Raw genomic sequence first — 20,501 nt, forward strand, 5'->3', positions numbered from 1 at the left:
CACGCGGTGATCGTTAGCGGCAAGATCATCCGGCTCGATCACGGAGCCGTTATCGATCAACGCGCCAGCACCATCCCCAGCCGCAGCGCCGTCTCCGTCACCTGCGCCAGCGGCGGCTGGTAACCGTCCGCGATCCAGCGCAGGGCAATGTGCATCACCCCGCCCACCACGCCCGCTTGCAGCAGCTCGTCCGGCGCCGCATCGCGCGGCGCCAGCAGTTGCGCGACCTCCGCGCCGATCACCCGCAACGAAGCATCGAAGGCCTTGTCCACCTCGCGGCTGACGCCCCGGATCTCGACCAGGAACACGCGCGCCGAGGCCGGCTCGCGCTGCAGCGCGCCGAAGTAGGCTTCCAGCATCGCGCGCGCCTTGGCCACCCGCCCGCGCCCGGCCGCGCGCGCGGCGGCCGTGATCTCGTCGAACACGGCATAGGTGACGGCATTGTAGGAGGCCACCAGCAGCGCTTCGCTGTTCTCGAAGGATTCATAGAAATAGCGCTCGGTGAGGCCGGCCGCTTCGCAGACCGCCTTGACGGTCGCATTCCGGTAGCCGCGCTCGCCGTACACCGCGATCGCCGCCGCGACCAGCTTCTCGCGCCGCTCGGCGCGGCGTTGTTCGGTCGAGACGCCGCGGTAGGCGCGCGGCGGGTGCAGGTCTGGAGTCATGGCTCTATTCTGACATACTTACTTGTCACACCGAAACTGACAATGTACAGTGTCAACAGTACAAAAACACAACACCGAGACACCATGCATTCCACTTCACCCGCGGACGGCGCAGGCGCGCAGGCGCTGGACGTACCCGACGTGCTGGACGTCCTGATCGTCGGCGCCGGCCTGTCCGGCATCGGCGCCGCGGCCCAGCTCCAGCAGCGTTGCCCGGGCAAGCGCTATGCGATCCTGGAAGCGCGCGACGCCATCGGCGGCACCTGGGACCTGTTCCGCTACCCCGGCATCCGCTCCGACTCCGACATGTACACCCTCGGCTACGGGTTCAAGCCCTGGCTTGAGCCGAAAGCCATCGCCGACGGCCCGGCGATCCGCGCCTACATCGCCGAGACAGCGGCCGAGTGCGGCATCGAGCGCCACATCCGCTTCGGCCACAAGGTGGTGCGCGCCTCCTGGTCGAGCCGGGACGCGCTGTGGACGGTCGACGCCGAGCACCGGCCCAGCGGCGAGACGAGGACCGTGCGCACCCGCTTCCTGCACCTGTGCAGCGGCTACTACAGCTACGACCACGCCTACCGCCCCTCCTTCGAAGGCGAGGACCGCTACCAGGGCCGCATCGTCCAGCCGCAGTTCTGGCCGCAGGACCTCGACTACGCCGGCAAGCGCGTGGTCGTGATCGGCAGCGGCGCCACGGCCGTCACGCTGGTGCCGGCCATGGCGCAGACGGCCGCGCACGTAACGATGTTGCAGCGCTCGCCGACCTATGTGGTGTCACGCCCGTCCGAATACCGTTTCGCGCGGCGCCTGCAGAAGCGCCTGCCGCAAGGCCTGGCCTACTGGGCCACGCGCTGGCGCGTCATCGCCGAATCGATGCTGCTGTACCGGATCGCGCGCAGCCGGCCGGAACTGGCGAAGCGGAAGATCGTGGAGATGGCCGCGCACCAGCTCGGGGCCGGCTACGACGTGGCCACCCATTTCACCCCGGACTACAAGCCCTGGGACCAGCGCGTGTGCGTCGTCCCCGACGGCGACCTGTTCCGCGCGATCCGGAATAGCCGGGCCGAGGTCGTGACCGACCACATCGCCCGCTTCACCGAACGCGGCATCCTGCTCGCATCCGGGCGCGAACTCGAGGCCGATGTGGTCGTGATGGCCACCGGCCTGTCGCTGTCGGTGCTCGGCGGCGCGCAGCTCACGGTCGACGGTGAAGCTTTCAATCCCAGCACGGCGATGGCCTATAAAGGCATGATGCTGAGCGGTCTGCCGAACGCGGTCATGACCTTCGGCTACACGAACGCCTCGTGGACGCTCAAGGCCGACCTCACCGCGGCCTGGGTCTGCCGCCTGCTGAAGTACATGGACCGCAAGGGCCACCGCATCGCCGTCGTGCGGCGCGAAGCGGATGTCGCGCCCCAGCCCTTCCTCAGCTTCACCTCCGGCTACGTGCAGCGCGCGGCCAGCCTGCTGCCGCAGCAGGGTTCGCGCCGGCCCTGGCAGGTCTACCAGAACTATTTGCAGGACATGATGACCATCCGCTTCGGCCGCGTGGCCGACGGCGTGATGCGCTTTGGAACAGAAGGAACACTCCCATGAAGGTCTCCAACAGGGTCGCCCTGATCACCGGCGCGGGCAGCGGCATCGGCCGCGCCACCGCCCAGGCGCTGGCGCGCCGCGGCTGCCACCTGGCGCTCGCCGACATCGACCGCGCCGGCCTCCAGCAGACGGCGGCGACGCTCGCCAACCTCGGCGTGCGCGTCACCAACCATGTGCTCGACGTGGCCGACCGCGACGCGGTGCGCGCCCTGCCGGGCGCCGTGTTCGCCGCCCACCAGCGCGTCGACATCCTGATGAACAATGCCGGCGTGGCCCTGGGCGGCAGCTTCGAGCAGGTCAGCGAGGAAGATTTCGACTGGCTGTTCGACATCAATTTCAACGGCGTGGTGCGCATGACGCGCGCCTTCCTGCCCATCCTGCGCCAGAGCGACGACGCGCGCGTGGTGAACGTGTCGAGCGTCTACGGCCTGGTCTCGCCGCCCGGCCAGAGCGCCTACTCGGCCAGCAAGTTCGCGGTGCGCGGCTTTTCCAACGCGCTGCGCCACGAGCTCGAGGGCAGCAGCGTCGGCGTCAGCGTCGTGCACCCGGGCGGCGTCGCCACCTCGATCGCCCGCAATGCGCGTGTGCCGAAGGACGCGCCGGCCGACGAGATCGCGCGCGGGCGCAAGGTCGCCGAAAAGCTGCTGCGCCTGGCGCCCGAGGCGGCCGGCGAGATCATCGCGCGCGGCATCGAGCGGCGCGAGGCCCGCATCCTGGTCGGCAGCGACGCCAAGGTGGTGTCCGTCCTGGAACGCCTCTCGCCCGTCCACTACTGGCGCTACCTGAAAGGACTGACCGCACGATGAATACCCTTCTCTTCCTGCTGGCCCTGGTGGCCCTGGTGCTGGCCGCCCTGGCCTGGTTCACCCACCGCACCGCGCGCCGCATCGACCAGTTCCTGCCGCCGAAAGGGCAATTCGTCGACGTCCCCGGCGCGCGCCTGCACGTGCGCGAACTCGGCTGCGATCCGGGAGTCGGCCCAGACCTGCTGCTGGTGCACGGCCTGTGCGGCCAGATGGCCCATTTCGACTACGGCGTCGTCGAGGAACTCTGGAAGCGCTACCGCGTGGTCGTGGTCGACCGCCCCGGTTCCGGCCATTCGCTGCGCGGCGAGGCGACGTCGGCCGACGTCTCGGCCCAGGCCGGGGCGCTGGCGGCCCTGATCGGTAAACTTGGCCTGGTGCGGCCGACGGTGGTCGGCCATTCGCTGGGCGGCGCGGTGGCGCTCGCGCTGGCGCTCGAGCATCCGGCCTCGGTCGGCGCACTCGCCCTGGTGGCGCCGCTGACCCGTGCGCCCGAACGTGCGCCTGCCGTGTTCCGCGCGCTGACGATCGCCAGCCGGCCGCTGCGCGCCCTGGTCGCGCACACGATCGCCCTGCCCGTTGCCCTCTCGACCAGCCACAAGGCGCTGGCGGACGTGTTCGCACCCGAAGCCGCGCCGCGCGACTTCGCCGTCAAGGGCGGCGGCCTGCTGCCCCTGCGCCCGTCCGCCTTCCTGGCCGCATCCTGCGACATGCAGGCGGTGGCGACAGGCGTGCCGGCCATCGAAGCGCGCTACGGCGAACTGGCGCTGCCGGTCGGCGTCCTCTACGGCCGCGAGGACGCCCTCCTCGACTGGCGCATCAACGGCCAGGGCCTGGTCGACAAGGTGCCGGGCGCCTGGCTCGAACTGGTCGACGGCGGCCACATGCTGCCGGTGACCCAGCCGCTGCTGACCGCCGCCTTCGTGGAGCGGGTCGCGCAGCGCGCGGCGGTCGCTGCCCGCTAAGCCTCGGGCAGCGGCACCGCCCCGGCGACGCCGGCGCGCCAAAGCCAGTATCATCCTGAAACGAGCACAACCCGGCCTGCCTGGCCGGGTTGTAGTGATTTAGAGCGCCTAACAAAACCTTCAGGGCAAGGGATGCGGCCACCCGACGCGGCGTCGACGACAGTACGACTAGTACGGCGAGACGCTGCAACGCAGCCATGGAGGTTTTGTTAGGCGCTCTTCGGATTTGGCCGGGCGTGCCCGGCATAGGAGCAGGTATGGTTGTAGTAACACATAGCGGCAAGTTCCACGCCGACGACGCCTGGGCGGTTGCCGTCCTCGACATCGTGTTTCCCGGCTGCGAGATCGTGCGCACGCGCGACCCGGCCACCATCGAGGCGGCCGACTTCGCGGTCGACGTGGGCGGCATCTGGGACCCGGCCAGCGGCCGCTTCGACCACCACCAGAAGGGTTTTTCGGGCGCGCGCCAGAGCGGCGTGCCCTATGCCAGCGCGGGCCTGGTCTGGCGCGAGTATGGCGCGCGCTGCGTGGCCGTCCTGGCCCTCGAACACACGGGCCACCAGCTGAGCGAGGACAGCGCCCAGCAGCTGGCCTACGCCATCGACGCCGATATCGTCCAGTACCTCGACCTCTCCGACGTCGGCGCGGCCAAGAACGCGCCGGGCGGCTACGGCCTGTCGGCGGTGGTCTCGGGCTTCAACCCGAACTGGCTCGACGAGCAGCGCATGGGCTTCGGCGAGCCGACCGAGGCCTACCGCCTCGTGCAATTCCGCAAGGCGATGGCCCTGCTCGCCGACATCATGGTCAATTCCGTGAAATACCGGGTCGGCGCGATACTGGCGCTGGAGCAGGTGCGCGGCGCCGAGGTGCTCGAAGACGGCCGCCTGCTGTTCCTGAGAAACGCCGCCCTCCCATGGACGGCCGTGGTGCGCAAGGAGATGCCGAAGGTGCTGTTCGTGATCAGCCACAGCCTCGGCGAGCAGCGCTACCTGATCCATACGGTCCCGGTCAGCGCCGACAGCTTCGAGGCCAGGGCCGACCTGCCGGAACCCTGGGCCGGCCTGCGCGACGCCGACCTGGCGGCCGTGACCGGAGTGCCCGACGCAACCTTCTGCCACAACGGGCGCTTCATCGCGGCCGCAAAATCGTACGAGGGCATCCGCGAGCTGGCCCAGCAGGCGCTGCGGGCGGTCGAAGAAGCGGCCGCGCTCGAATAGCCGTCTTTTACCGGCATTCCCGCCGCCCCGCCCGGGGCGGAGACTCCGTATAACCATCCTGATTCACCTATGTTTTCGATCATCCTGAACATCGTCGGCTCCCTGATGCATTTCTACGTCGCGCACCGCCTGTACCGCGTGCCCGCCGTCCGCGCGCGGGTGCCGGCCAAATACTGGTGGCTGGGCGCCCTGCTGCTGTGGCTGGTCTACCTGGCCGGCGTGCAGCTCGGCGACGAGGCGCTCGACTGGCGCTGGTGGCCCGGGCAGTTCGCCCTGACCTGGCTCGGCATCCTGTTCGTCATGACCCTGTGCCTGCTGGTGGCCGACCTGGCGACCGGCTTCGGCCTGTGGTGGCGCGAGCGCGCACCGCGCCTGCTCGGCGTCGCGGCGCTGGCCGGCGCTGCGCTCAGCGCCTTCGCCGTCTACCAGGCCATGCGCGCCCCGGCGGTCAGCGAATACGCGATCGTCATGCAGGACCTGCCCGCCGGCCTGGACGGCACCGTGATCGTGATGGTGACCGACCTCCACCTCGGCGCCCAGCGCAGGTCAGGCTGGATGGAACAGCGCGTGGCCCAGATCAACGCCCTGGCGCCGCACGCGGTGGTGATGGTCGGCGACCAGGTGGAAGACAATCCGCTCGGCGAAGCGCGGCTGGCCGAGGTGCTGCGCGGCTTCAAGGCGCCGCTCGGCGTCTGGGCCGCGACCGGCAACCACGAGTACTACGGCGACGCCGACACCACGATCGCCGAATTCGAGGCCGGCGGCGTACGCTGGCTGCGCGACGCCAGCGTCGAACTGGCGCCGGGCCTGGTCCTGGCCGGCATCGACGACGTCGGCCGCGGCATGCGCAGCGGCGCCGACTACACCGGCGGCCTGGCCAGCACCCTGCCGCAGAAGACGAACTCGGCGACCATCCTGCTGTCGCACATCCCGGCCGAGCCGATCGTCACGGGCGCCGCCGAACGCGGCGTCGACCTGATGCTGTCGGGCCACACCCACGGCGGCCAGATCTGGCCCTTCAGCTACCTGGTGCAGCGCCGCTTCCCGCGCATGGTGGGCGAGCACAAGGTCGACGGCATGTCGCTGGTGATCAGCCGCGGCGCCGGCAGCTGGGGACCGCGCATGCGGTTGTGGCAGCCGGGCGAGATCGTCAAGCTGACGCTGCGCGCACCCTGAGGTTCGCTTACAGGACTGCGCATGGGGAGGTGCGCAAGGAACCCGGGCGCCGGCATAATGCCGCTGCGCTTTTCTCCCCGGCGCGACGGCCACGCGTACAATCCGGCATAATTTGCCAACCAGTATCCCTGCCCCGCGGCTTCCGCTGTCCCCGTCGATGAGAATTCGCACTTACCTGATCCTGATTGCCGCGGCCATCGGGATCCCGGTCATCATTTTTTCCGGCGTCGCCATCGACCTGCTGCTGGCGTCCGAGCGCCGTGCCGCGCTCCGCAGCCTGGACGAGTCGGCGCGCGCGACGGCCCTCGTGATCGACCGCGAGCTGAGCAGCGCGGAGGCCGCCCTGCGCGTGCTGGCGGTGTCGCCCGCGCTCGCCGCCGGGGATACGAGCGCGTTCTACCATCACGCGCGCACTGCCGACCGCGGTAACGACGGCCGCACCATCCTGTTCGCACCCAACGGCCAGCAGCTGATCAATACCGTCCTGCCGCTCGGCTCGCCCCTGCCGCCGCCGCCCGATTACGTGACGACGCGGATACAACAGGTCATCCGGACCCAGAAGGTGCTCGTGTCGGGCATGATGAGCGGCGCCGTGCAGAAAAAGCCGGTCACCACGATCAACGTCCCGGTCCCCCTGGACGGCGGCCGGCGCTATGTGCTCGCCTCGGTGTTCGGCACCACGTATTTCCAGAAACTGCTGGCCCAGCGCCCGGTGCCGCCGAGCTGGAAGGTGGCCATCACGGACCGCAGCGGCCGCTTTGTCGCGCGCAGCTGGCATGGCGTCGACCTGCTGGGGCAGCGCGCCGGCATGGAGGCATTGCAGCAGATGGAAGCCGGGCCGGAGGGGCGGATGCGCTACACCACGAAGGAAGGGATCGACGTCTACGGCGCGTTCACCCGCTCGGCCATGTCGGGCTGGACGGTGTCGGTATCGGCGCCCGCCGGGGAGATCGACGCGGCGGCGCGCCGGGCGCTGGTCATGATGTCGCTCGGCCTGCTGCTGACCCTGGGGAGCGCGCTGGCCGTGGCCTCGTTCTTCGGACGCCGCCTGCTCACCTCCCTCGCGCACGCAACGGACGCCGCGGCGGCGCTGGCCGGGGGCCGGGTGCCGGCGCCGGACAAGATGCGCGTGGCCGAGGTCGACGAGCTGCACCACGCATTGCAGGATGCGGGCGCGGTGCTGGCCGCGGCCGGGGCCGAGCGCAGCGCCTCGCTGCAGCGCGAGCAGGAAGCGCGCGCGCTGGCGGAACGGCAGAACCAGTCCAAGGACGAGTTCCTGGCCATGCTCGGACACGAGCTGCGCAACCCGCTGAGCGGGATCATGGGCGCCCTGCAATTGATGGAGCTGCCCGGGGTGCATGAGGATCGCAAGGCGCGGGCGCGCGACATCCTGCGCCGCCAGGCCGGGCACCTGACCCACATCGTCGACGACCTGCTCGACGTCGCCCGCCTGTCCCAGGGCAAGATCAGGCTGGAGATGCAGGCGGTCGACCTGGCCGCCGCCACCCAGGCCACGGCGGACGCCCTGCGCGCGGCAGGCAGGGTCGGGCATGCGGTGACCCTGGCCCTGGCGCCGGCCTGGGTCATGGCCGACCGCACCCGCCTCGACCAGGTCATCAACAACCTGCTGACGAATGCCCTGAAGTACACGCCGGCGGGCGGCGCCATCCACGTGCACGTGGGCGCCGAGGAAGGACAGGCGGTGCTGTCGGTGCGCGATACCGGCATCGGCATCTCGGCCGAGCTGCTGCCGCGGCTGTTCGACATTTTCACCCAGGGCGCCGTCTCGCTCGACCGCTCCGAGGGCGGGCTGGGCATCGGCCTGGCGCTGGTGCGCCAGCTGGTCCAGCTGCACGGCGGGACGATCGACGCCGACAGCGCAGGCGCACACCAGGGCAGCGTCTTCACCGTCCGGCTTCCGCTGGCGCAGGCGCCCGCGCCCGCTCTCGCGCCGGAGGCGGCGCACGCGGGGCCAAGCGGTGGCCCGGCCGGCATCGTCGGCTGCTCGGTCCTGCTGGTGGAAGACAACGAGGATGCGCGGGAGCTGCTGGCCGCCAAGCAGGCCGCCGTCGGCGCTCGGGTCGTGCAGGCGGCCGACGGGATGGCCGGCCTGGAGGCGGCGCTGGGCGCGCCGCCGGACGTCGCGGTCATCGACGTCGGGCTGCCCCTGCTCGACGGCTACGCGCTCGCGCGCCGCCTGCGCGCGGCGCCGGCCACGGCCGGGGTCGGGCTGATTGCGTTGACGGGCTACGGCCAGGAAGCCGACCGCCGCGCGGCCCTGGAGGCCGGCTTCGACAGCCACTTCGTCAAACCCGTGAGGTTCGAGCGCCTGCTCGAGGACATCGGCCGGCTCGCGTCGAGTAAAAGGCAGGCGCCGCTGCACGAAGCGCTGTAGACCGGGCGGCGCACGGATGCCCGGCGCGCGCAGCGCCGGGTACCGCCCGCACCGTTAGCAAGCCCTAGCGGTCTTGCCCGTCCTCGCGCGCCGAATTGCCTTCGTCGCGGTCGGTCTCGGTGCTGCGCATCCCGCCGGCATTGCCCTGCTGGTTCATCGCGCCGGACTGGCCCGCCGCCTGGCGATTGCCCGCGCCGCTTCCGCTCTTGCTGCCCATGCCTTCGAGGCCGGTCTCGACCCGTCCGCCCGAGCTATGGAATCCTTCGCCCGATGCATCCTGGTCCGAGCCGTCGGTGAGCAGGTCGTCGGTACGCGTGGCCGACTGCTGGCCCTGGCCCTGGCGGTCGAGCTTGCCGCTGTCGCCGGTGCCGCCGACGCCCATCGAGCCGGCGCTGCTGGTGCCGTTTTTCGTGATCTGGTCCCAGGACCGGCCTTGTGCGTCCTGCTTGTCGGTGGAAGTGGACATGGTGATCTCCTCAGTCAATGTTGTCGAAGAGATGATAAAGCCCCTGCCCCGGGCGGCAATCGGTACACGCGCGGGAGCCATGTAGGAATTGACGGACAGGCGACAACGAAAAAGCGCCCCGAAGGGCGCCATTCTGACCGCCTGCACAGCGGATTAATTTTCCAGGTACATGATTTTGCCGACGAGCTTGATATCGCCGGCGCCGCTGACCATGTCCTCGCCGCCGGTGAAGGTGCCTCCGCCGGTGACGCGCGCGTACTTGCCGGTGCCGCCGGTGACCTGGAAGGTCGCGCCCGAGAAGTTAAAACGAGCGCCAACGCCGGTCGGCACGAACTGGCCGCTGTAGTTGGCGAAGATCTGGTCGCCCGAGGTGGTCATCACGACGAACTTGCCGCCGCTGAAGTTGAACATGACGCCCAGCGGGGTGATGCAATCGGTGCCGATGAAGACGACCTTGCCCATTTGCGGGCTGTCGCCGCGGCCGCTGATCGTGCCGCCGAATTGCGACAGGCAGCGGCTGGCCGGGCCGACGGCCTCCTGCAGCACGCCTTCGATTTCGAGCGGCTTGACAACCCATCCACCTGCCGAGGCGGTAGCCGACGCTGCCAGCAACAGGGTAACGGCCGCTGGACGGGCAACTGCGCGCAGGATCGATTTGAACATGTAAGTCTCCAAGGGTTGTTAAAAATTTAATCGTACTCATTTTGCAAAAAAACCCGCGCACGCTCAGCAGTTAATGTGGTAACCAAGATACATTTCTGACAAGATAGTTTGGTATATGGCTTCGATCCGTGCGCCCCTGCGGAGGGACTCGGGTTACAACTAGACAAACTCATCGACAGGAGAACGCATGCGCGTCGCGACCTTTAACATCAACGGCATGGGCGCCCGCCTTGGCGCGCTGCTGCAATGGCTGGAAGAAAAGCAGCCGGACGTGGCCTGCCTGCAGGAACTGAAGTCGCCCCAGGAACGTTTTCCCATTGCCGAGATCAACACGGCCGGCTACGGCGCCATCTGGCAGGGACAGAAGAGCTGGAACGGAGTGGCGATTCTGGCACGCGGCAAGGACCCGGTGGAGGTCACGCGCGGGCTGCCGGGCGACGACAGCGACGAGCAGAGCCGCTACTTAGAGGCCGTGGTCGACGACCTGGTGGTCGCCTGTCTGTACCTTCCTAATGGTAATCCGGCGCCGGGGCCGAAGTTCGACTACAAGCTCGCCTGGTTCGAGCGCCTGATCACGCGGGCGCAGCAGTTGCTGGAAACGGGCGCGCCGGTGGTGATGGCGGGCGACTACAACGTCATGCCGACCGAGCTCGACGTCTACAAGCCGGAACGCTGGGTGAACGACGCCCTGTTTCGCCCAGAGTCGCGCGAGGCTTTCCATAGGCTGATGGCCCAGGGCTGGACCGACTCCCTGCGCACGATGCATCCGGACGAAGTCATCTACACGTTTTTCGATTACTTCCGCGACGCCTTTGGCCGCAATGCCGGCCTGCGCATCGACCATCTGCTGCTCAGCCCGTCGCTGGCCCCGGCCCTGCGCGCGGCCGGCGTCGACCGCGACGTGCGGGCGCGCGAGAAGCCGAGCGATCATGCGCCGACGTGGATCGAGCTGGATATGGGGGTGGTGAAGAAGTAGTTATCGGTGTTTCATATGCCGTAAACGCGTGGAGTCGGGACTCCACCCTACACATCGCGCCAGATGTAGGGTGGAGTCCTGACTCCACGCGTTTGGAAACCCAACAGGATCAGCGCCCGCTGCGATCCGCCAAAAACTGCTTTGCGCGCGGGTGGGAAGGATTGGTAAAGAACTCCTCCGGCTTTCCCTGCTCCAGGATCCGCCCTTCGCTCATGAACCAGACCCGGTCCGCCACGTCGCGCGCAAAGCCCATCTCGTGGGTTACGCAGACCATGGTCATGCCCTGCCCGGCCAGGCGCCGCATCACCTGCAGCACCTCGCCCACCATTTCCGGGTCGAGCGCGCTGGTCGGCTCGTCGAACAGCATGATGGGCGGGCGCATTGCCAGCGCGCGCGCGATCGCCACGCGCTGCTGCTGGCCGCCCGACAACTCGTGCGGATACGCACCCGCCTTATGAGACAGCCCGACGCCGTCGAGCAGCTCCATGGCATAGGCTTTCGCTTCAGCCCTGGTAGCGCGCTTCAGGTTCACCGGGGCCAGCATGCAGTTTTCCAGCGCCGTGAGGTGCGGGAACAGATTGAAGCTCTGGAACACGAAGCCGATCCCGGCGCGCAGCGCGTTCACGTCCAGGCCGCGCGCATGGATGTCCTGGCCGCCGATGGCGATGCGGCCGCCGTCGATGTCTTCCAGGCGGTTCAGGGTGCGGATCAGGGTCGACTTGCCGGAGCCGGACGGCCCGCACACGACCACGACTTCGTTTTTCGCGACCTGCTCGGTCACGTCGGCCAGGGCGTGGTAGTCGCCGTACCACTTGTTGACTTGTTCGAGAACGATCATGGTTCGGTTTTCTTTCTAATGCGTGGCTGCCGGGCGCCGCGCCAGGCGCCGCTCGAGCAGGAAGGCCAGGCGCGAGAGGCCGAAGCACAGGACGAAATAGGTCAGCGCGAGGATCAGGTAGACCTCGACCGCCTTGGTGAACACCAGGGTATTGACCTGGGTGGCGATGAAGGACACTTCCGACAGGCCGATGATGTAGCCGAGCGAGGTCGCCTTGATGGTCGCGACCAGCTGGCTCACCAGGGACGGCAGCACATGGCGCAGCGCCTGCGGCAGCACCACCAGGCGCAAGGCCTGCACATAGCTTAGCCCCAGCGAACGCGCGCTCTCGAGCTGCCCTTTCGGCAGCGAGCGGATGCCGGCGGCGACGATCTCGGCCAGGTAGACGGCGTCGAACAGCACCAGCGTCATCAGCATGGTCGTCGCCTGCCCGGTCTTCACGCCGGTCACCGCCGGCAGGAAGAAATAGGCCCAGAAGACGACCAGCAGCAGCGGCACGGCGCGCACCACCTGCACCAGCGCGGCGGTCGGCCAGCGCAGCGCGCGCCATGGGCTCACACGCGCCACGCCCAGCAGCAGGCCGAGGGGCATCGCCAGCAGCAGCGCGGCGGCGGACAGCAGCACCGTGAGCGACAGGCCGCCCAGAGGGCCGTTCGGGTATTGGCCGACGAGGAAGTACAGCCAGTAATCCTGGATTAACTCGATCATGGCCGCCTCAATTCGTCCGCACCGGGAAGCGGCGCGCGTACAGGGCCGCGGCCGCGGAGATCAGCAGCGACACCGTCAGGTAGGCCAGGGTCGCGAAGGTGAAGGCCTCGACGCTGCGGAAGGTCGCCGTTTCCACGCGGGCGGCCTGGTACATCATTTCGGCGGCGCCGATCACGGTGGCCACGCTGGTGTCCTTCCACAGGTTGACCGTCTGCGACAGCAACGGCGGCACCGAGACGCGGAAAGCTTGCGGCAGCAGCACCAGGCGCACGGCAGCGAAGCGGCCGAGGCCCAGCGACCGCGCCGCTTCCGTCTGGCTGGCGGGCACCGCGCGGATGCCGCTGCGGATGTCCTCGGCCATGTGCACGCCGCTGTAGAGGGAGAGTGCAATCACCGCGCAGATCGCCTCGGGATTGCTGTCGTAGAGGGCCAGCTTGACCGGCTCGGGCAGCAGCTCCGGGAAGGCGAAGTACCAGAACAGCAGGTGCGCCAGCAGCGGCACGTTGCGGATGCCCTCGACGACCGCAGCGCCGATGGCGCGCAGGGTCTTCGAGGGCGAGCTGCGCATCAGGGCGATCACGACGCCGAAGGGCAGCGCCAGCACGAAGCTGGCGGCGGTCAGTTGCAGCGAGAGGATGAGGCCCTGCACCAGCCAGTCGTGATACTGGCCGGACTGCAGGAGGCTTGCGTCGAACAACGGAGAAACCTGCTCAGATCTTGTCGGTGTGGATGGTGAAGGCGCGCTTGGCGATGTTCGGGCGGGTGCCCGGACCGTACCACTTGTTGAAGAGGGCGTTGGCCGCGCCGCTCGCCTCCAGCTCGCGCAGGGTCGCGTCCACTACGCTTTTGAGGTTCTTCTCGCCCTTGCGCAGGCCGAGCGCGATCGATTCGCGGCCGATGCTGTTCGGGAGGATAGTGAAATTCTTCGCGTTCGGGCCGAGCTTGCCGTAGTCGGCCAGCAGCGAGGACTCGTCGTTGACGTAGGCGATGCCCTTGCCCTGCTGCAGGGCCTGGAAGGCCTGCTGGGTGTTCTCGAAGGTGACGATGGTGGCAGTCGGCACGGCGGCGCGGATGTTCGTTTCCTGGGTGCCGCCGCGCACCGTCACGACCTTCTTGCCGGCCAGTTGCGCCAAAGCGGTGACGCCGCTGGCGCTGCGCACCATGACTTTCGAACCGGTGACGAAATGAGTCAGCGCGAAATCGACCTGCGACTCGCGTTCCTTGTTGTGGGTCAGGGTCGCGGCCAGCACGTCGACGTGGCCCTGCTGCAGCTCGGGGATGCGCGCGGCGACCGACATCTGGCGGAACACGGGTTTCACGCCGATTTTTTTGGCGACGGCCTTGGCCAGGTCGATTTCATAGCCGACCAGTTCGCGCGTCTTCGGGTCGATGAAGCTGTTCGGCTCGTCCGTGCCGAGCACGCCGAAGACGATCTCGCCCTTCTTCTTGATGTCGGCCAGCTGGTCGGCATGGGCCGCGCCGGCGGCGGCAAACTGGGAAAGCGCGAGGGCGCAGGCGAGGAAGATGCGGCGGGTGGCCATGGGTTACTCCAACAACTTGATAGACAAGCCGAGCAGTATAGGGCAAGCCACCAGTCTCACGGAAGGATCAATTTCCCATATAAACATGTCCGTCTGGCATAAGCGCCGCGCGCCGCAGGGATACGGCGCGCGGCGTGTGCCTTCTTTCGGCGACGTCTTTAGTTGGTGCCGCCGCTGCCCGAGGCCGCGCCACCGGCCGAAGCCGAGCCGCTCACCGAACCCGAGACCGGCAGCCGGGTCGAGGCCGCCTGGCCTGCGAGGCCGCGTGCACCGCCGGCGGCGCCGCGCGCCGTGGCGCCGGCTGCGGCACGGGCATTGCCTGCGCTCGCACGGGCGTACTCGGCGGTGCGGCTGGCCTGGCTGCGCGCGGCGCCGACTGCCGGAGCGGCTGCCGCGCCTGCGCTGGAGCGGGCGCTGCCGGCCAGGTCGCGGGCCTGGCCCAGGGCGGCGCCGGGCTGGACGCCGGACTGTACGCCGAAGGAGCCGGACGCGCTGCCCTGCCCCTGGGTGCTGGCCCCGGCGCCGGATGGGCTGCCGGACACGGTCACCGAACGGCTGGAGCCAGCTTCGGTGCTGCCGGCTGCGCTGCTGCTGCCGCCGAGCGCGGATGCCTGGCGGCCAATGCTGCCGGCCAGCCCGGCGTTACTGATGCCTGCCGCGCTGCCCGAACCCGATGCAGCACCGGTTGGGGCCTGGCCGCGGTCGGCCACGGACGAGGTAGTGCGGCCAAGGCTGCCGGCCAGTCCGGCACTGCCGTTGCCGGCGCCGGAGGCGCTGCCGCTTGCACTGTTGGCGCCGTCCTGGGCAGGAGGCACCGTGCGGCCGAGGCTGCCGGCCAGGGCGCCCTGGCCGTTGCCGGCGGCGCTGCCCTCGGCGCCGGCGCCGCGCGCCGTGCCGTTCAGGACGCCGCCCAGTGCGCCGGCACCTTGTCCGCCCGCCTCGGCGGCACGGCCACGCGGCAGGCCCGCCGCCACGTCGCCCGCACCGCTGCCGGCGCCATCGGCGCGGCCACGCATCTCGCGGCCGGCGGAGCCCAGGTTGCCCGCCAGGCCGCCCTCGCCGCTGCCGGCCCCGTTGGCAGCACCGCGTCCGCTCAGGGGCAATTGTCCGGCCAGGCCACCGCCTGCATTGTCCGGCTGGCTGATGGCCGGGAGGGCTGGAGCGCGGGCGCCGCCACGGCCGCTGGCTTCACCGCTCGCGGCGCCGCTGGCGTCGATGCGGCTGTTGCGGCGTTCGATCTGGCGCGTCGCGTCGATGGTCGAGACACGGCTGCCCATGCTGTCCATGGATCCGATGCGGCTGCCGAAGGCGCCACCACCGCCGATCATCCCGCCGAGGCCGCCACCACCGCCACCGAGCAGCTGGGCGTGGGCCGAGACGGCGAAGGTCATGGACAGGGCGATGGCGATGTGGCGGACGATTTTCTTGGTTTGCATGTTGGTTCTCCTGTAAGTGGCGCGCTCGAGTTCGGCGCCGATACATGGAAAACGAACGGGCTCGGCCGTTTATTCCATCCAACCAAAAATATTTTTAAATTTTTTTTGTTTTACCGAAAACGCGAAGGGTCGATACGCAGTGCGGCGCCGACGACGCCGTGGCCGGTGGCGTTGCTGACCGCCGCGGCATCGGCCCGCACGGCCTGGCGCGCCAGCGCGGCCACGGCCCGCGCCGCGCCCTCGCGGTTCGGCTGCGGCAGCGCCGGCGCCAGGAGCGCGGCCACCAGCGGCGCCGCAAACGAGGTGCCGCGCACCTGGCGGTAAGGGGGCGCGCCCGGCGCCGCGCTTACCATCTGGCTGCCCGGCGCGGCGAACATCACCTGCGGGCCGCGCGCGGCCTCGGGCAAGGGCCGGCCCTGACGGTCGACGCCGCTGACGCCGACCACGCCCGGATAACTGGCCGGGTACAGCGGCGGCGCGGCCGGCCCGTCGTTGCCCACCGCCGCGACCAGCAGGTGGCCGCGCGCGACCATGGCGGCCACCATCCTGCCCAGGGCGGCGTTGTCCGGGCCGACCAGGCTCAGGTTGACGACGCCGACCCGCTGCTTCGCCATCCAGGCAAGGGCGGCGGCGATCTTGTCGGCCGAGCCGCCGGTCGGACTGTCGCAATAGATGTCGGCGGCGTACAGGCGCGCGCCCGGCGCCGCGCCCTTGAAGCGCTCGGCGCGCCCGACCATCAGCGCGGCCACGGCGGTGCCGTGCGGCGCCGGGTGGCGCTTGCCGCCACAGCCGAACTGTTCGATGGCGGCGCCGTCGAACACCGGGTGCGCGGTATCGACCCCGCTGTCGATCAGCCCAACCGCGCCCGGCTCGCCGCTGCGCGACTTGTCGCCGGCGCCGGCGCCATCTGCTGCGGCACCGGCGGCGCCGCCGCCCATGTACACGTGGTTGAAATCGAAGGTCGCCTGCGGGTCGAGCGCGCGCAGGCGGGCCAGCGCGTCGGCGGTCGGCATGCCATTTGGCGCGCGCAGCACGACGAGCGACTCGCCGAGCTCCTCGAATCCCTGCTCGCGCACCACCTCGAAGCCGAGCCTGGCCGCCTCGCGCAGGGTGGCGGGGTCCGGGGTACTGGCCAGGATTTCGCGGCGCACGACCGGTTCGCCGCGCGGATCGAGCTCGATCAGGTCGCGGTGGCGGCGCAGCAGTTCGCCGACCTGCCCCAGGCGGAGGCCGCCGAGATCGCCCGGCACGACACGGTCGAGCAGGCGCTCGGCCGGGCGCACGAGGCTGTCGAGGCCCGGCTGGCCCAGTTGCTGGGGCAAGTTCAGGGGCGGCAGGCGCAACTGCGCCTGGGCCGGGCCGGCGCTGCAGAACACGAGTGCGAGCGCGGCCTGCAGCAGGCGCTTGCAAGGAGAAGGTCGGCGTTTCATGGTTGCGATCATAAAGGATGTGTTTTACGTTGAGCACTATTTTGAGAATAACGATTGGCAGATGGAATAAAATCCCTCGCGCCGACGTTTACCCCATGTGACCCACGACACCGCCATGCTCGCCAACGAACTTGCCGCCCTGCTGCCCCGGATGCGCCGCTTCGCGCGCTCCATCACCTTCCACCGGGAAGATGCCGACGACCTGGTCCAGGTCGCGATGGAGCGCGCGCTCGGCCGGTCCGAACAATACGAGGCGGGTACGCGCCTCGACAGCTGGCTGTTTCGCATCATCCGCAACGCCTGGATCGACGAGGTCCGCAGCCGGGTGCGGCGCGACGCCCTGTTCGCGCCCGAGGAAGAAGGCGAACACGTCGGGCACGACGCGGCCGAAGCGCAGCAGCAGCGCATGGCCGTGCAAAAGGCGATGAGCCTGCTGTCCGAGGAGCACCGCATGGTGATTGCGCTGGTGCTGGTGGATGGCCTGCCCTACAAGGAAGCGGCCGAGGTGCTGGAGATCCCGATGGGCACGCTGACGAGCCGCCTTGCGCGGGCGCGCGACGCATTACAGAAACTGTTGTCCGACGAAGCGAGGACCGTAACATGAACTTTTCCGACGAAACCCTGATGGCCTACGCCGACGGCGAGCTGGGCGAACCCGAGCGCAGCGCGGTTGCAGCCGCCGAGCGCGACGACCCGGCCGTGGCGGCCGTCATCGCCCGCCACCGCGCGCTGCGCGCCGATGTCTTCGCCGCCTTTGCCGGCGTGCTCGACGAGCCGGTGCCGGCGCGGCTGCAGCCCGCGGGCAGCAGCGCGGGTACGGCTGCCGCGACCGTCGCCTCGCTCGACGCCGCGCGCGAACGCAAGGCGCGGGCGCGGGAAGCGGCCGCATCGGTGACGGCTGCCAGCGTGCAGCGGCCTGCCTGGCCGCGCTGGGGTGCGCTGGCCGCCTCGCTCGCGGTCGGCGTGCTGGCCGGCAGCCTCTGGCTGGGCGGCGCGGCCGACGGCGACGCCGGACTGGTCGCCACCGATGGCGCCGGGCGCCTGGTCGCCCGCGGGGAACTGGCCGGCGCGCTGAACGAGCAACTGGCCGGCACCGGGCAAACGGACAAGCGCGTCCGGATCGGGATCAGCTTCGCCGCCCGCGACGGCGGCTACTGCCGCAGCTTCACGGCCGGCGCCAGCGCGGGGCTGGCCTGCCGCGAGGGAGATGGCTGGCGCATTCCCGTGCTGCGCGACGCGCCGGCCGAGTCAGGGGCTTACCGGCAAGCCGGCAGCGCGGCGCCGGCGGCGGTGCTGGAGGCGATCGACGAACGGATCGAGGGCGGAGCGCTGGATGCGGCGGGTGAACGGGCCGCACGCGAGCGCGGCTGGAAGCGCTGATCTTGTAGGGTGGGCACCGCGCACGGTCGCGCCCGACGGCCCCGCGCCGCCTGCTATACAATCCTCGACGACTGGCGCCTATTATCAAAAGCGCCAGCATTGACCATAGGAGAAAGCATGTCGGGCTACAGCATCAACATCGAAGAAAAAACGCTTGCGGGCAATAATTTCCGCGAAGTCCTGTACACCACGCAGCGCAGCCAACTCGTCATCATGACGCTGCAGCCTGGCGAGGAAATCGGGCAGGAACGCCACGAGGGCCACGACCAGTTCATCCGCGTGGAAGAAGGCGAAGGCGTGGCCATTCTCGACGGCGAAAAGCATGCGCTGGAAGACGGTACCGCCGTGGTAATACCGGCCGGCGCCGAACACAACGTCATCAACACCTCGGCCAGCGCCCCACTGCGCCTGTACACGCTGTACACCCCGCCCGAGCACCCGGACGGCATCGTGCATGCGACCAAGGCCGAGGCCGACGAGTACGAAAAGCAGCACGGGCACTGATCCCGGCCGCCAGGTGTGACGACAAGCGTCAAGCCTGGCCGCCGGCCTCTTCGACCCCGTTCGCCCGGGCGCGCTCGGCGAGCAGCGCCCGTTCCCGCCCATTGGTGGCCATGCCGGCCGCCCGCGCGAACTCCGCGCCCGCCTCCTGGCGCCGCCCCAGCTTTTCCAGCAAATCCCCACGCACGCTCGGCAGCCACTGGTAGCCGGCCAGCGTGCCATCCTGCGCCAGCGCATCGACCAGGGCCAGTCCGGCCGCCGGCCCCTCGGCCATGCCCACCGCCACCGCACGATTGAGTTCCACCACCGGCGAGGGGTGGATGCGCGCCAGTTGCCCGTACAGCGCCGCGATCCGGCGCCAGTCCGTCTCCTTCGCCGTGCGCGCCCGTGCGTGGCAGGCGGCGATCGCGGCCTGCAGCTGGTAGCTGCCCGGCTCGCCGCCCAGCAGTTCGGCGCGTGCCAGCGCCGCCAGCCCACGCCTGAGCAGGATGCCGTCCCAGCGCGCGCGGTCCTGGTCCAGCAGCAGCACCGGCCTGCCCTGCGCGTCGACCCGCGCCCGCGCCCGCGAAGCCTGGAGTTCCATCAGCGCCGCCAGCCCGTGCGCTTCGGGCTCGTCCGGCGCCAGTTCGGCCAGCATGCGCGCCAGGCGCAGCGCTTCGTCCATCAGGGCCGGGCGCATCCAGTCGTCGCCCGCCGTGGCCGTGTAGCCTTCGTTAAAGACGAGATACACCACTTCGAGCACCGCGCCGAGGCGTTCCGACAGTTCCCCGGCCGGCGGCAGCTCGAAGGGCACGCGGGCCTTGCCGAGGGTGCGCTTGGCGCGCACCAGGCGCTGGGCGATGGTCGGCTCGGGCACCAGGAAGGCGCGCGCGATCTCGTGGGTGGTGAGCCCGCCGAGGAGCTTCAGGGTCAGCGCCACGCGGGCGTCGAGCGAGAGCACCGGGTGGCAGGCGGTAAAGATCAGCCGCAGCAGGTCGTCGCCGATCACGTCCTGGCGTGCGGCGTCGAGGTTGTCGACGAAGTCGGGCACAATCAGGGCCTCCTGTGCTTCCAGGTCGTAGCCGATCTGCTGCAGCTTTTCCTGGAACACCTTGTCGCGGCGCAGGCGGTCGAGCGCGGCGTTCTTCGCCGTGCGCATCAGCCAGGCGCCGGGATTGTCGGGAACGCCGGCCGCCGGCCAGTGCTCAAGCGCGGCGACCAGCGCGTCGCCGGCCAGCTCTTCGGCCAGGCCGATGTCGCGCACCAGCCGGGCGACGCCGGCGACGATCTTCGCCGACTCGATGCGCCAGACCGCGCATATCGCCGTGTTCACAGCGGCTTTGTCGACCTCGGCGCGCATCAGGCCCCGGCCGCTTCAGCACTCATCCAGGCCAGCTCCCAGACGTGCCCGTCGAGGTCCTCGAAGCCGTGGCTGTACATGAAACCGTGATCCTGCTTTGGGTTCGGCGCCCGGCCGCCGGCGGCCAGTGCCTTCGCCACGAGGGCATCGACCTCTTCCCGGCTCTCGCACGAGAGGCAGGTCAGCACCTCGGTCGCCTGGAAGGCATCGGCCACCGGCTTGTTCGTGAAACCCTGGAAGAAGCGCTCGACCAGCAGCATGGCGAAGATGTTCTCGCCGATGATCATGCAGGCGGCGTCCTCGTTGCTGAACTGCGGGTTGAAGCTGAAGCCCAGGCTGGCGAAAAATTCCCTGCTGCGGCCGAGGTCGCGGACCGGCAGGTTGACGAAAATGTGCTTGTGCATGG

At 69.6% G+C, this 20,501-nt stretch carries 21 protein-coding genes; 10 read left to right on the forward strand and 11 right to left on the reverse strand.

What is annotated here, in order from left to right; all coding sequences use genetic code 11:
* Positions 1-56 precede the first annotated feature (56 nt).
* Entirely contained in the window at positions 57-665 is a 609-nt protein-coding gene (locus ACWCIA_RS13405) for a TetR/AcrR family transcriptional regulator (protein ID WP_454163979.1), read from the reverse strand.
* A gap of 84 nt (positions 666-749) precedes the next feature.
* Here ACWCIA_RS13405 and ACWCIA_RS13410 point away from each other — a divergent pair, with 84 nt between their 5' ends.
* From ACWCIA_RS13410 to ACWCIA_RS13435, 6 genes are all read left to right on the forward strand, one after another.
* A complete protein-coding gene (locus ACWCIA_RS13410) occupies positions 750-2,261 on the forward strand; it encodes a flavin-containing monooxygenase (protein WP_454163981.1) in 1,512 nt (503 codons plus the stop codon).
* Positions 2,258-3,067, forward strand: a complete 810-nt coding sequence (locus tag ACWCIA_RS13415; protein WP_454163982.1) for an SDR family NAD(P)-dependent oxidoreductase — start codon at positions 2,258-2,260, stop codon at positions 3,065-3,067. The genes ACWCIA_RS13410 and ACWCIA_RS13415 overlap by 4 nt, the downstream gene beginning before the upstream one ends.
* Positions 3,064-4,029 (forward strand): alpha/beta fold hydrolase, encoded by a 966-nt coding sequence (locus ACWCIA_RS13420; RefSeq protein ID WP_454163984.1) that lies wholly within the window; start codon positions 3,064-3,066, stop codon positions 4,027-4,029. The genes ACWCIA_RS13415 and ACWCIA_RS13420 overlap by 4 nt, the downstream gene beginning before the upstream one ends.
* A gap of 257 nt (positions 4,030-4,286) precedes the next feature.
* Complete coding sequence (locus tag ACWCIA_RS13425) at positions 4,287-5,246, forward strand: MYG1 family protein (protein WP_454163985.1); 960 nt, start codon at positions 4,287-4,289, stop codon at positions 5,244-5,246.
* 69 nt (positions 5,247-5,315) lie between these two features.
* Positions 5,316-6,422: a metallophosphoesterase gene (locus ACWCIA_RS13430; RefSeq protein ID WP_454163987.1), complete on the forward strand. Its 1,107-nt coding sequence runs from the start codon at positions 5,316-5,318 to the stop codon at positions 6,420-6,422.
* A 157-nt stretch (positions 6,423-6,579) separates the two neighbouring features.
* A complete protein-coding gene (locus ACWCIA_RS13435; RefSeq protein WP_454163989.1) occupies positions 6,580-8,817 on the forward strand; it encodes a hybrid sensor histidine kinase/response regulator in 2,238 nt (745 codons plus the stop codon).
* A gap of 64 nt (positions 8,818-8,881) precedes the next feature.
* Here the strand turns inward: ACWCIA_RS13435 and ACWCIA_RS13440 are convergent, their stop codons facing one another.
* Positions 8,882-9,283 (reverse strand): hypothetical protein, encoded by a 402-nt coding sequence (locus ACWCIA_RS13440; RefSeq protein ID WP_454163991.1) that lies wholly within the window; start codon positions 9,281-9,283, stop codon positions 8,882-8,884.
* Positions 9,284-9,436: 153 nt separating this feature from the next.
* Entirely contained in the window at positions 9,437-9,946 is a 510-nt protein-coding gene (locus ACWCIA_RS13445; protein ID WP_454163993.1) for a hypothetical protein, read from the reverse strand.
* Positions 9,947-10,133: 187 nt separating this feature from the next.
* Here ACWCIA_RS13445 and xth point away from each other — a divergent pair, with 187 nt between their 5' ends.
* Positions 10,134-10,922, forward strand: a complete 789-nt coding sequence (xth, locus tag ACWCIA_RS13450; RefSeq protein WP_454163995.1) for an exodeoxyribonuclease III — start codon at positions 10,134-10,136, stop codon at positions 10,920-10,922.
* Positions 10,923-11,031: 109 nt separating this feature from the next.
* Here the strand turns inward: xth and ACWCIA_RS13455 are convergent, their stop codons facing one another.
* The 6 genes from ACWCIA_RS13455 to ACWCIA_RS13480 all read right to left on the reverse strand — a co-directional run bounded on the left by ACWCIA_RS13455 (position 11,032) and on the right by ACWCIA_RS13480 (position 16,875).
* Positions 11,032-11,760 carry an amino acid ABC transporter ATP-binding protein gene (locus tag ACWCIA_RS13455; RefSeq protein WP_454163997.1) on the reverse strand — a complete coding sequence of 243 codons (729 nt, stop codon included), beginning with the start codon at positions 11,758-11,760 and terminating at the stop codon, positions 11,032-11,034.
* Between the two features lie 15 nt (positions 11,761-11,775).
* Complete coding sequence (locus ACWCIA_RS13460) at positions 11,776-12,468, reverse strand: amino acid ABC transporter permease (protein ID WP_454163999.1); 693 nt, start codon at positions 12,466-12,468, stop codon at positions 11,776-11,778.
* A gap of 7 nt (positions 12,469-12,475) precedes the next feature.
* On the reverse strand, positions 12,476-13,165 hold the full coding sequence (locus ACWCIA_RS13465; RefSeq protein ID WP_454164000.1) for an amino acid ABC transporter permease: 690 nt from the start codon (positions 13,163-13,165) through the stop codon (positions 12,476-12,478).
* A 13-nt stretch (positions 13,166-13,178) separates the two neighbouring features.
* Positions 13,179-14,009 (reverse strand): ABC transporter substrate-binding protein, encoded by an 831-nt coding sequence (locus ACWCIA_RS13470; RefSeq protein ID WP_454164002.1) that lies wholly within the window; start codon positions 14,007-14,009, stop codon positions 13,179-13,181.
* Between the two features lie 158 nt (positions 14,010-14,167).
* Entirely contained in the window at positions 14,168-15,445 is a 1,278-nt protein-coding gene (locus ACWCIA_RS13475; protein ID WP_454164004.1) for a hypothetical protein, read from the reverse strand.
* A gap of 110 nt (positions 15,446-15,555) precedes the next feature.
* A complete protein-coding gene (locus tag ACWCIA_RS13480; protein ID WP_454164006.1) occupies positions 15,556-16,875 on the reverse strand; it encodes a S8 family serine peptidase in 1,320 nt (439 codons plus the stop codon).
* A 115-nt stretch (positions 16,876-16,990) separates the two neighbouring features.
* On the opposite strand from ACWCIA_RS13480, the gene ACWCIA_RS13485 reads away from it, so the two are divergent.
* The 3 genes from ACWCIA_RS13485 (at position 16,991) to ACWCIA_RS13495 (ending at position 18,759) form a co-directional block, all read left to right on the forward strand.
* Complete coding sequence (locus tag ACWCIA_RS13485; RefSeq protein WP_454164007.1) at positions 16,991-17,479, forward strand: RNA polymerase sigma factor; 489 nt, start codon at positions 16,991-16,993, stop codon at positions 17,477-17,479.
* A complete protein-coding gene (locus ACWCIA_RS13490; protein WP_454164009.1) occupies positions 17,476-18,255 on the forward strand; it encodes an anti-sigma factor family protein in 780 nt (259 codons plus the stop codon). The genes ACWCIA_RS13485 and ACWCIA_RS13490 overlap by 4 nt, the downstream gene beginning before the upstream one ends.
* Before the next feature lie 117 nt (positions 18,256-18,372).
* Complete coding sequence (locus tag ACWCIA_RS13495; RefSeq protein ID WP_454164011.1) at positions 18,373-18,759, forward strand: cupin domain-containing protein; 387 nt, start codon at positions 18,373-18,375, stop codon at positions 18,757-18,759.
* A gap of 28 nt (positions 18,760-18,787) precedes the next feature.
* Here ACWCIA_RS13495 and ACWCIA_RS13500 read toward each other — a convergent pair whose 3' ends face one another.
* Both ACWCIA_RS13500 and ACWCIA_RS13505 read right to left on the reverse strand, forming a co-directional pair.
* The gene (locus ACWCIA_RS13500; RefSeq protein ID WP_454164013.1) at positions 18,788-20,095 is read right to left on the reverse strand and encodes an RNA polymerase sigma factor; all 1,308 of its coding nucleotides are present in this window, start codon (positions 20,093-20,095) and stop codon (positions 18,788-18,790) included.
* Positions 20,095-20,499, reverse strand: coding sequence for a VOC family protein (locus tag ACWCIA_RS13505; protein ID WP_454164015.1), 405 nt, complete (start codon positions 20,497-20,499; stop codon positions 20,095-20,097). The genes ACWCIA_RS13500 and ACWCIA_RS13505 overlap by 1 nt, the downstream gene beginning before the upstream one ends.
* Between the last annotated feature and the right edge of the window lie 2 nt (positions 20,500-20,501).

The organism is Massilia sp. SYSU DXS3249, from assembly GCF_053668055.1.

Excerpts from the sequence above, each read along its gene's own strand:
- ACWCIA_RS13405 (WP_454163979.1), bottom strand. The coding sequence starts at position 665 with ATGACTCCAGACCTGCACCCGCCGCGCGCCTACCGCGGCGTCTCGACC.
- ACWCIA_RS13410 (WP_454163981.1), top strand. The coding sequence starts at position 750 with ATGCATTCCACTTCACCCGCGGACGGCGCAGGCGCGCAGGCGCTGGAC.
- ACWCIA_RS13415 (WP_454163982.1), top strand. The coding sequence starts at position 2,258 with ATGAAGGTCTCCAACAGGGTCGCCCTGATCACCGGCGCGGGCAGCGGC.
- ACWCIA_RS13420 (WP_454163984.1), top strand. The coding sequence starts at position 3,064 with ATGAATACCCTTCTCTTCCTGCTGGCCCTGGTGGCCCTGGTGCTGGCC.
- ACWCIA_RS13425 (WP_454163985.1), top strand. The coding sequence starts at position 4,287 with ATGGTTGTAGTAACACATAGCGGCAAGTTCCACGCCGACGACGCCTGG.
- ACWCIA_RS13430 (WP_454163987.1), top strand. The coding sequence starts at position 5,316 with ATGTTTTCGATCATCCTGAACATCGTCGGCTCCCTGATGCATTTCTAC.
- ACWCIA_RS13435 (WP_454163989.1), top strand. The coding sequence starts at position 6,580 with ATGAGAATTCGCACTTACCTGATCCTGATTGCCGCGGCCATCGGGATC.
- ACWCIA_RS13440 (WP_454163991.1), bottom strand. The coding sequence starts at position 9,283 with ATGTCCACTTCCACCGACAAGCAGGACGCACAAGGCCGGTCCTGGGAC.
- ACWCIA_RS13445 (WP_454163993.1), bottom strand. The coding sequence starts at position 9,946 with ATGTTCAAATCGATCCTGCGCGCAGTTGCCCGTCCAGCGGCCGTTACC.
- xth (WP_454163995.1), top strand. The coding sequence starts at position 10,134 with ATGCGCGTCGCGACCTTTAACATCAACGGCATGGGCGCCCGCCTTGGC.
- ACWCIA_RS13455 (WP_454163997.1), bottom strand. The coding sequence starts at position 11,760 with ATGATCGTTCTCGAACAAGTCAACAAGTGGTACGGCGACTACCACGCC.
- ACWCIA_RS13460 (WP_454163999.1), bottom strand. The coding sequence starts at position 12,468 with ATGATCGAGTTAATCCAGGATTACTGGCTGTACTTCCTCGTCGGCCAA.
- ACWCIA_RS13470 (WP_454164002.1), bottom strand. The coding sequence starts at position 14,009 with ATGGCCACCCGCCGCATCTTCCTCGCCTGCGCCCTCGCGCTTTCCCAG.
- ACWCIA_RS13475 (WP_454164004.1), bottom strand. The coding sequence starts at position 15,445 with ATGCAAACCAAGAAAATCGTCCGCCACATCGCCATCGCCCTGTCCATG.
- ACWCIA_RS13480 (WP_454164006.1), bottom strand. The coding sequence starts at position 16,875 with ATGAAACGCCGACCTTCTCCTTGCAAGCGCCTGCTGCAGGCCGCGCTC.
- ACWCIA_RS13485 (WP_454164007.1), top strand. The coding sequence starts at position 16,991 with ATGCTCGCCAACGAACTTGCCGCCCTGCTGCCCCGGATGCGCCGCTTC.
- ACWCIA_RS13490 (WP_454164009.1), top strand. The coding sequence starts at position 17,476 with ATGAACTTTTCCGACGAAACCCTGATGGCCTACGCCGACGGCGAGCTG.
- ACWCIA_RS13495 (WP_454164011.1), top strand. The coding sequence starts at position 18,373 with ATGTCGGGCTACAGCATCAACATCGAAGAAAAAACGCTTGCGGGCAAT.
- ACWCIA_RS13500 (WP_454164013.1), bottom strand. The coding sequence starts at position 20,095 with ATGCGCGCCGAGGTCGACAAAGCCGCTGTGAACACGGCGATATGCGCG.
- ACWCIA_RS13505 (WP_454164015.1), bottom strand. The coding sequence starts at position 20,499 with ATGCACAAGCACATTTTCGTCAACCTGCCGGTCCGCGACCTCGGCCGC.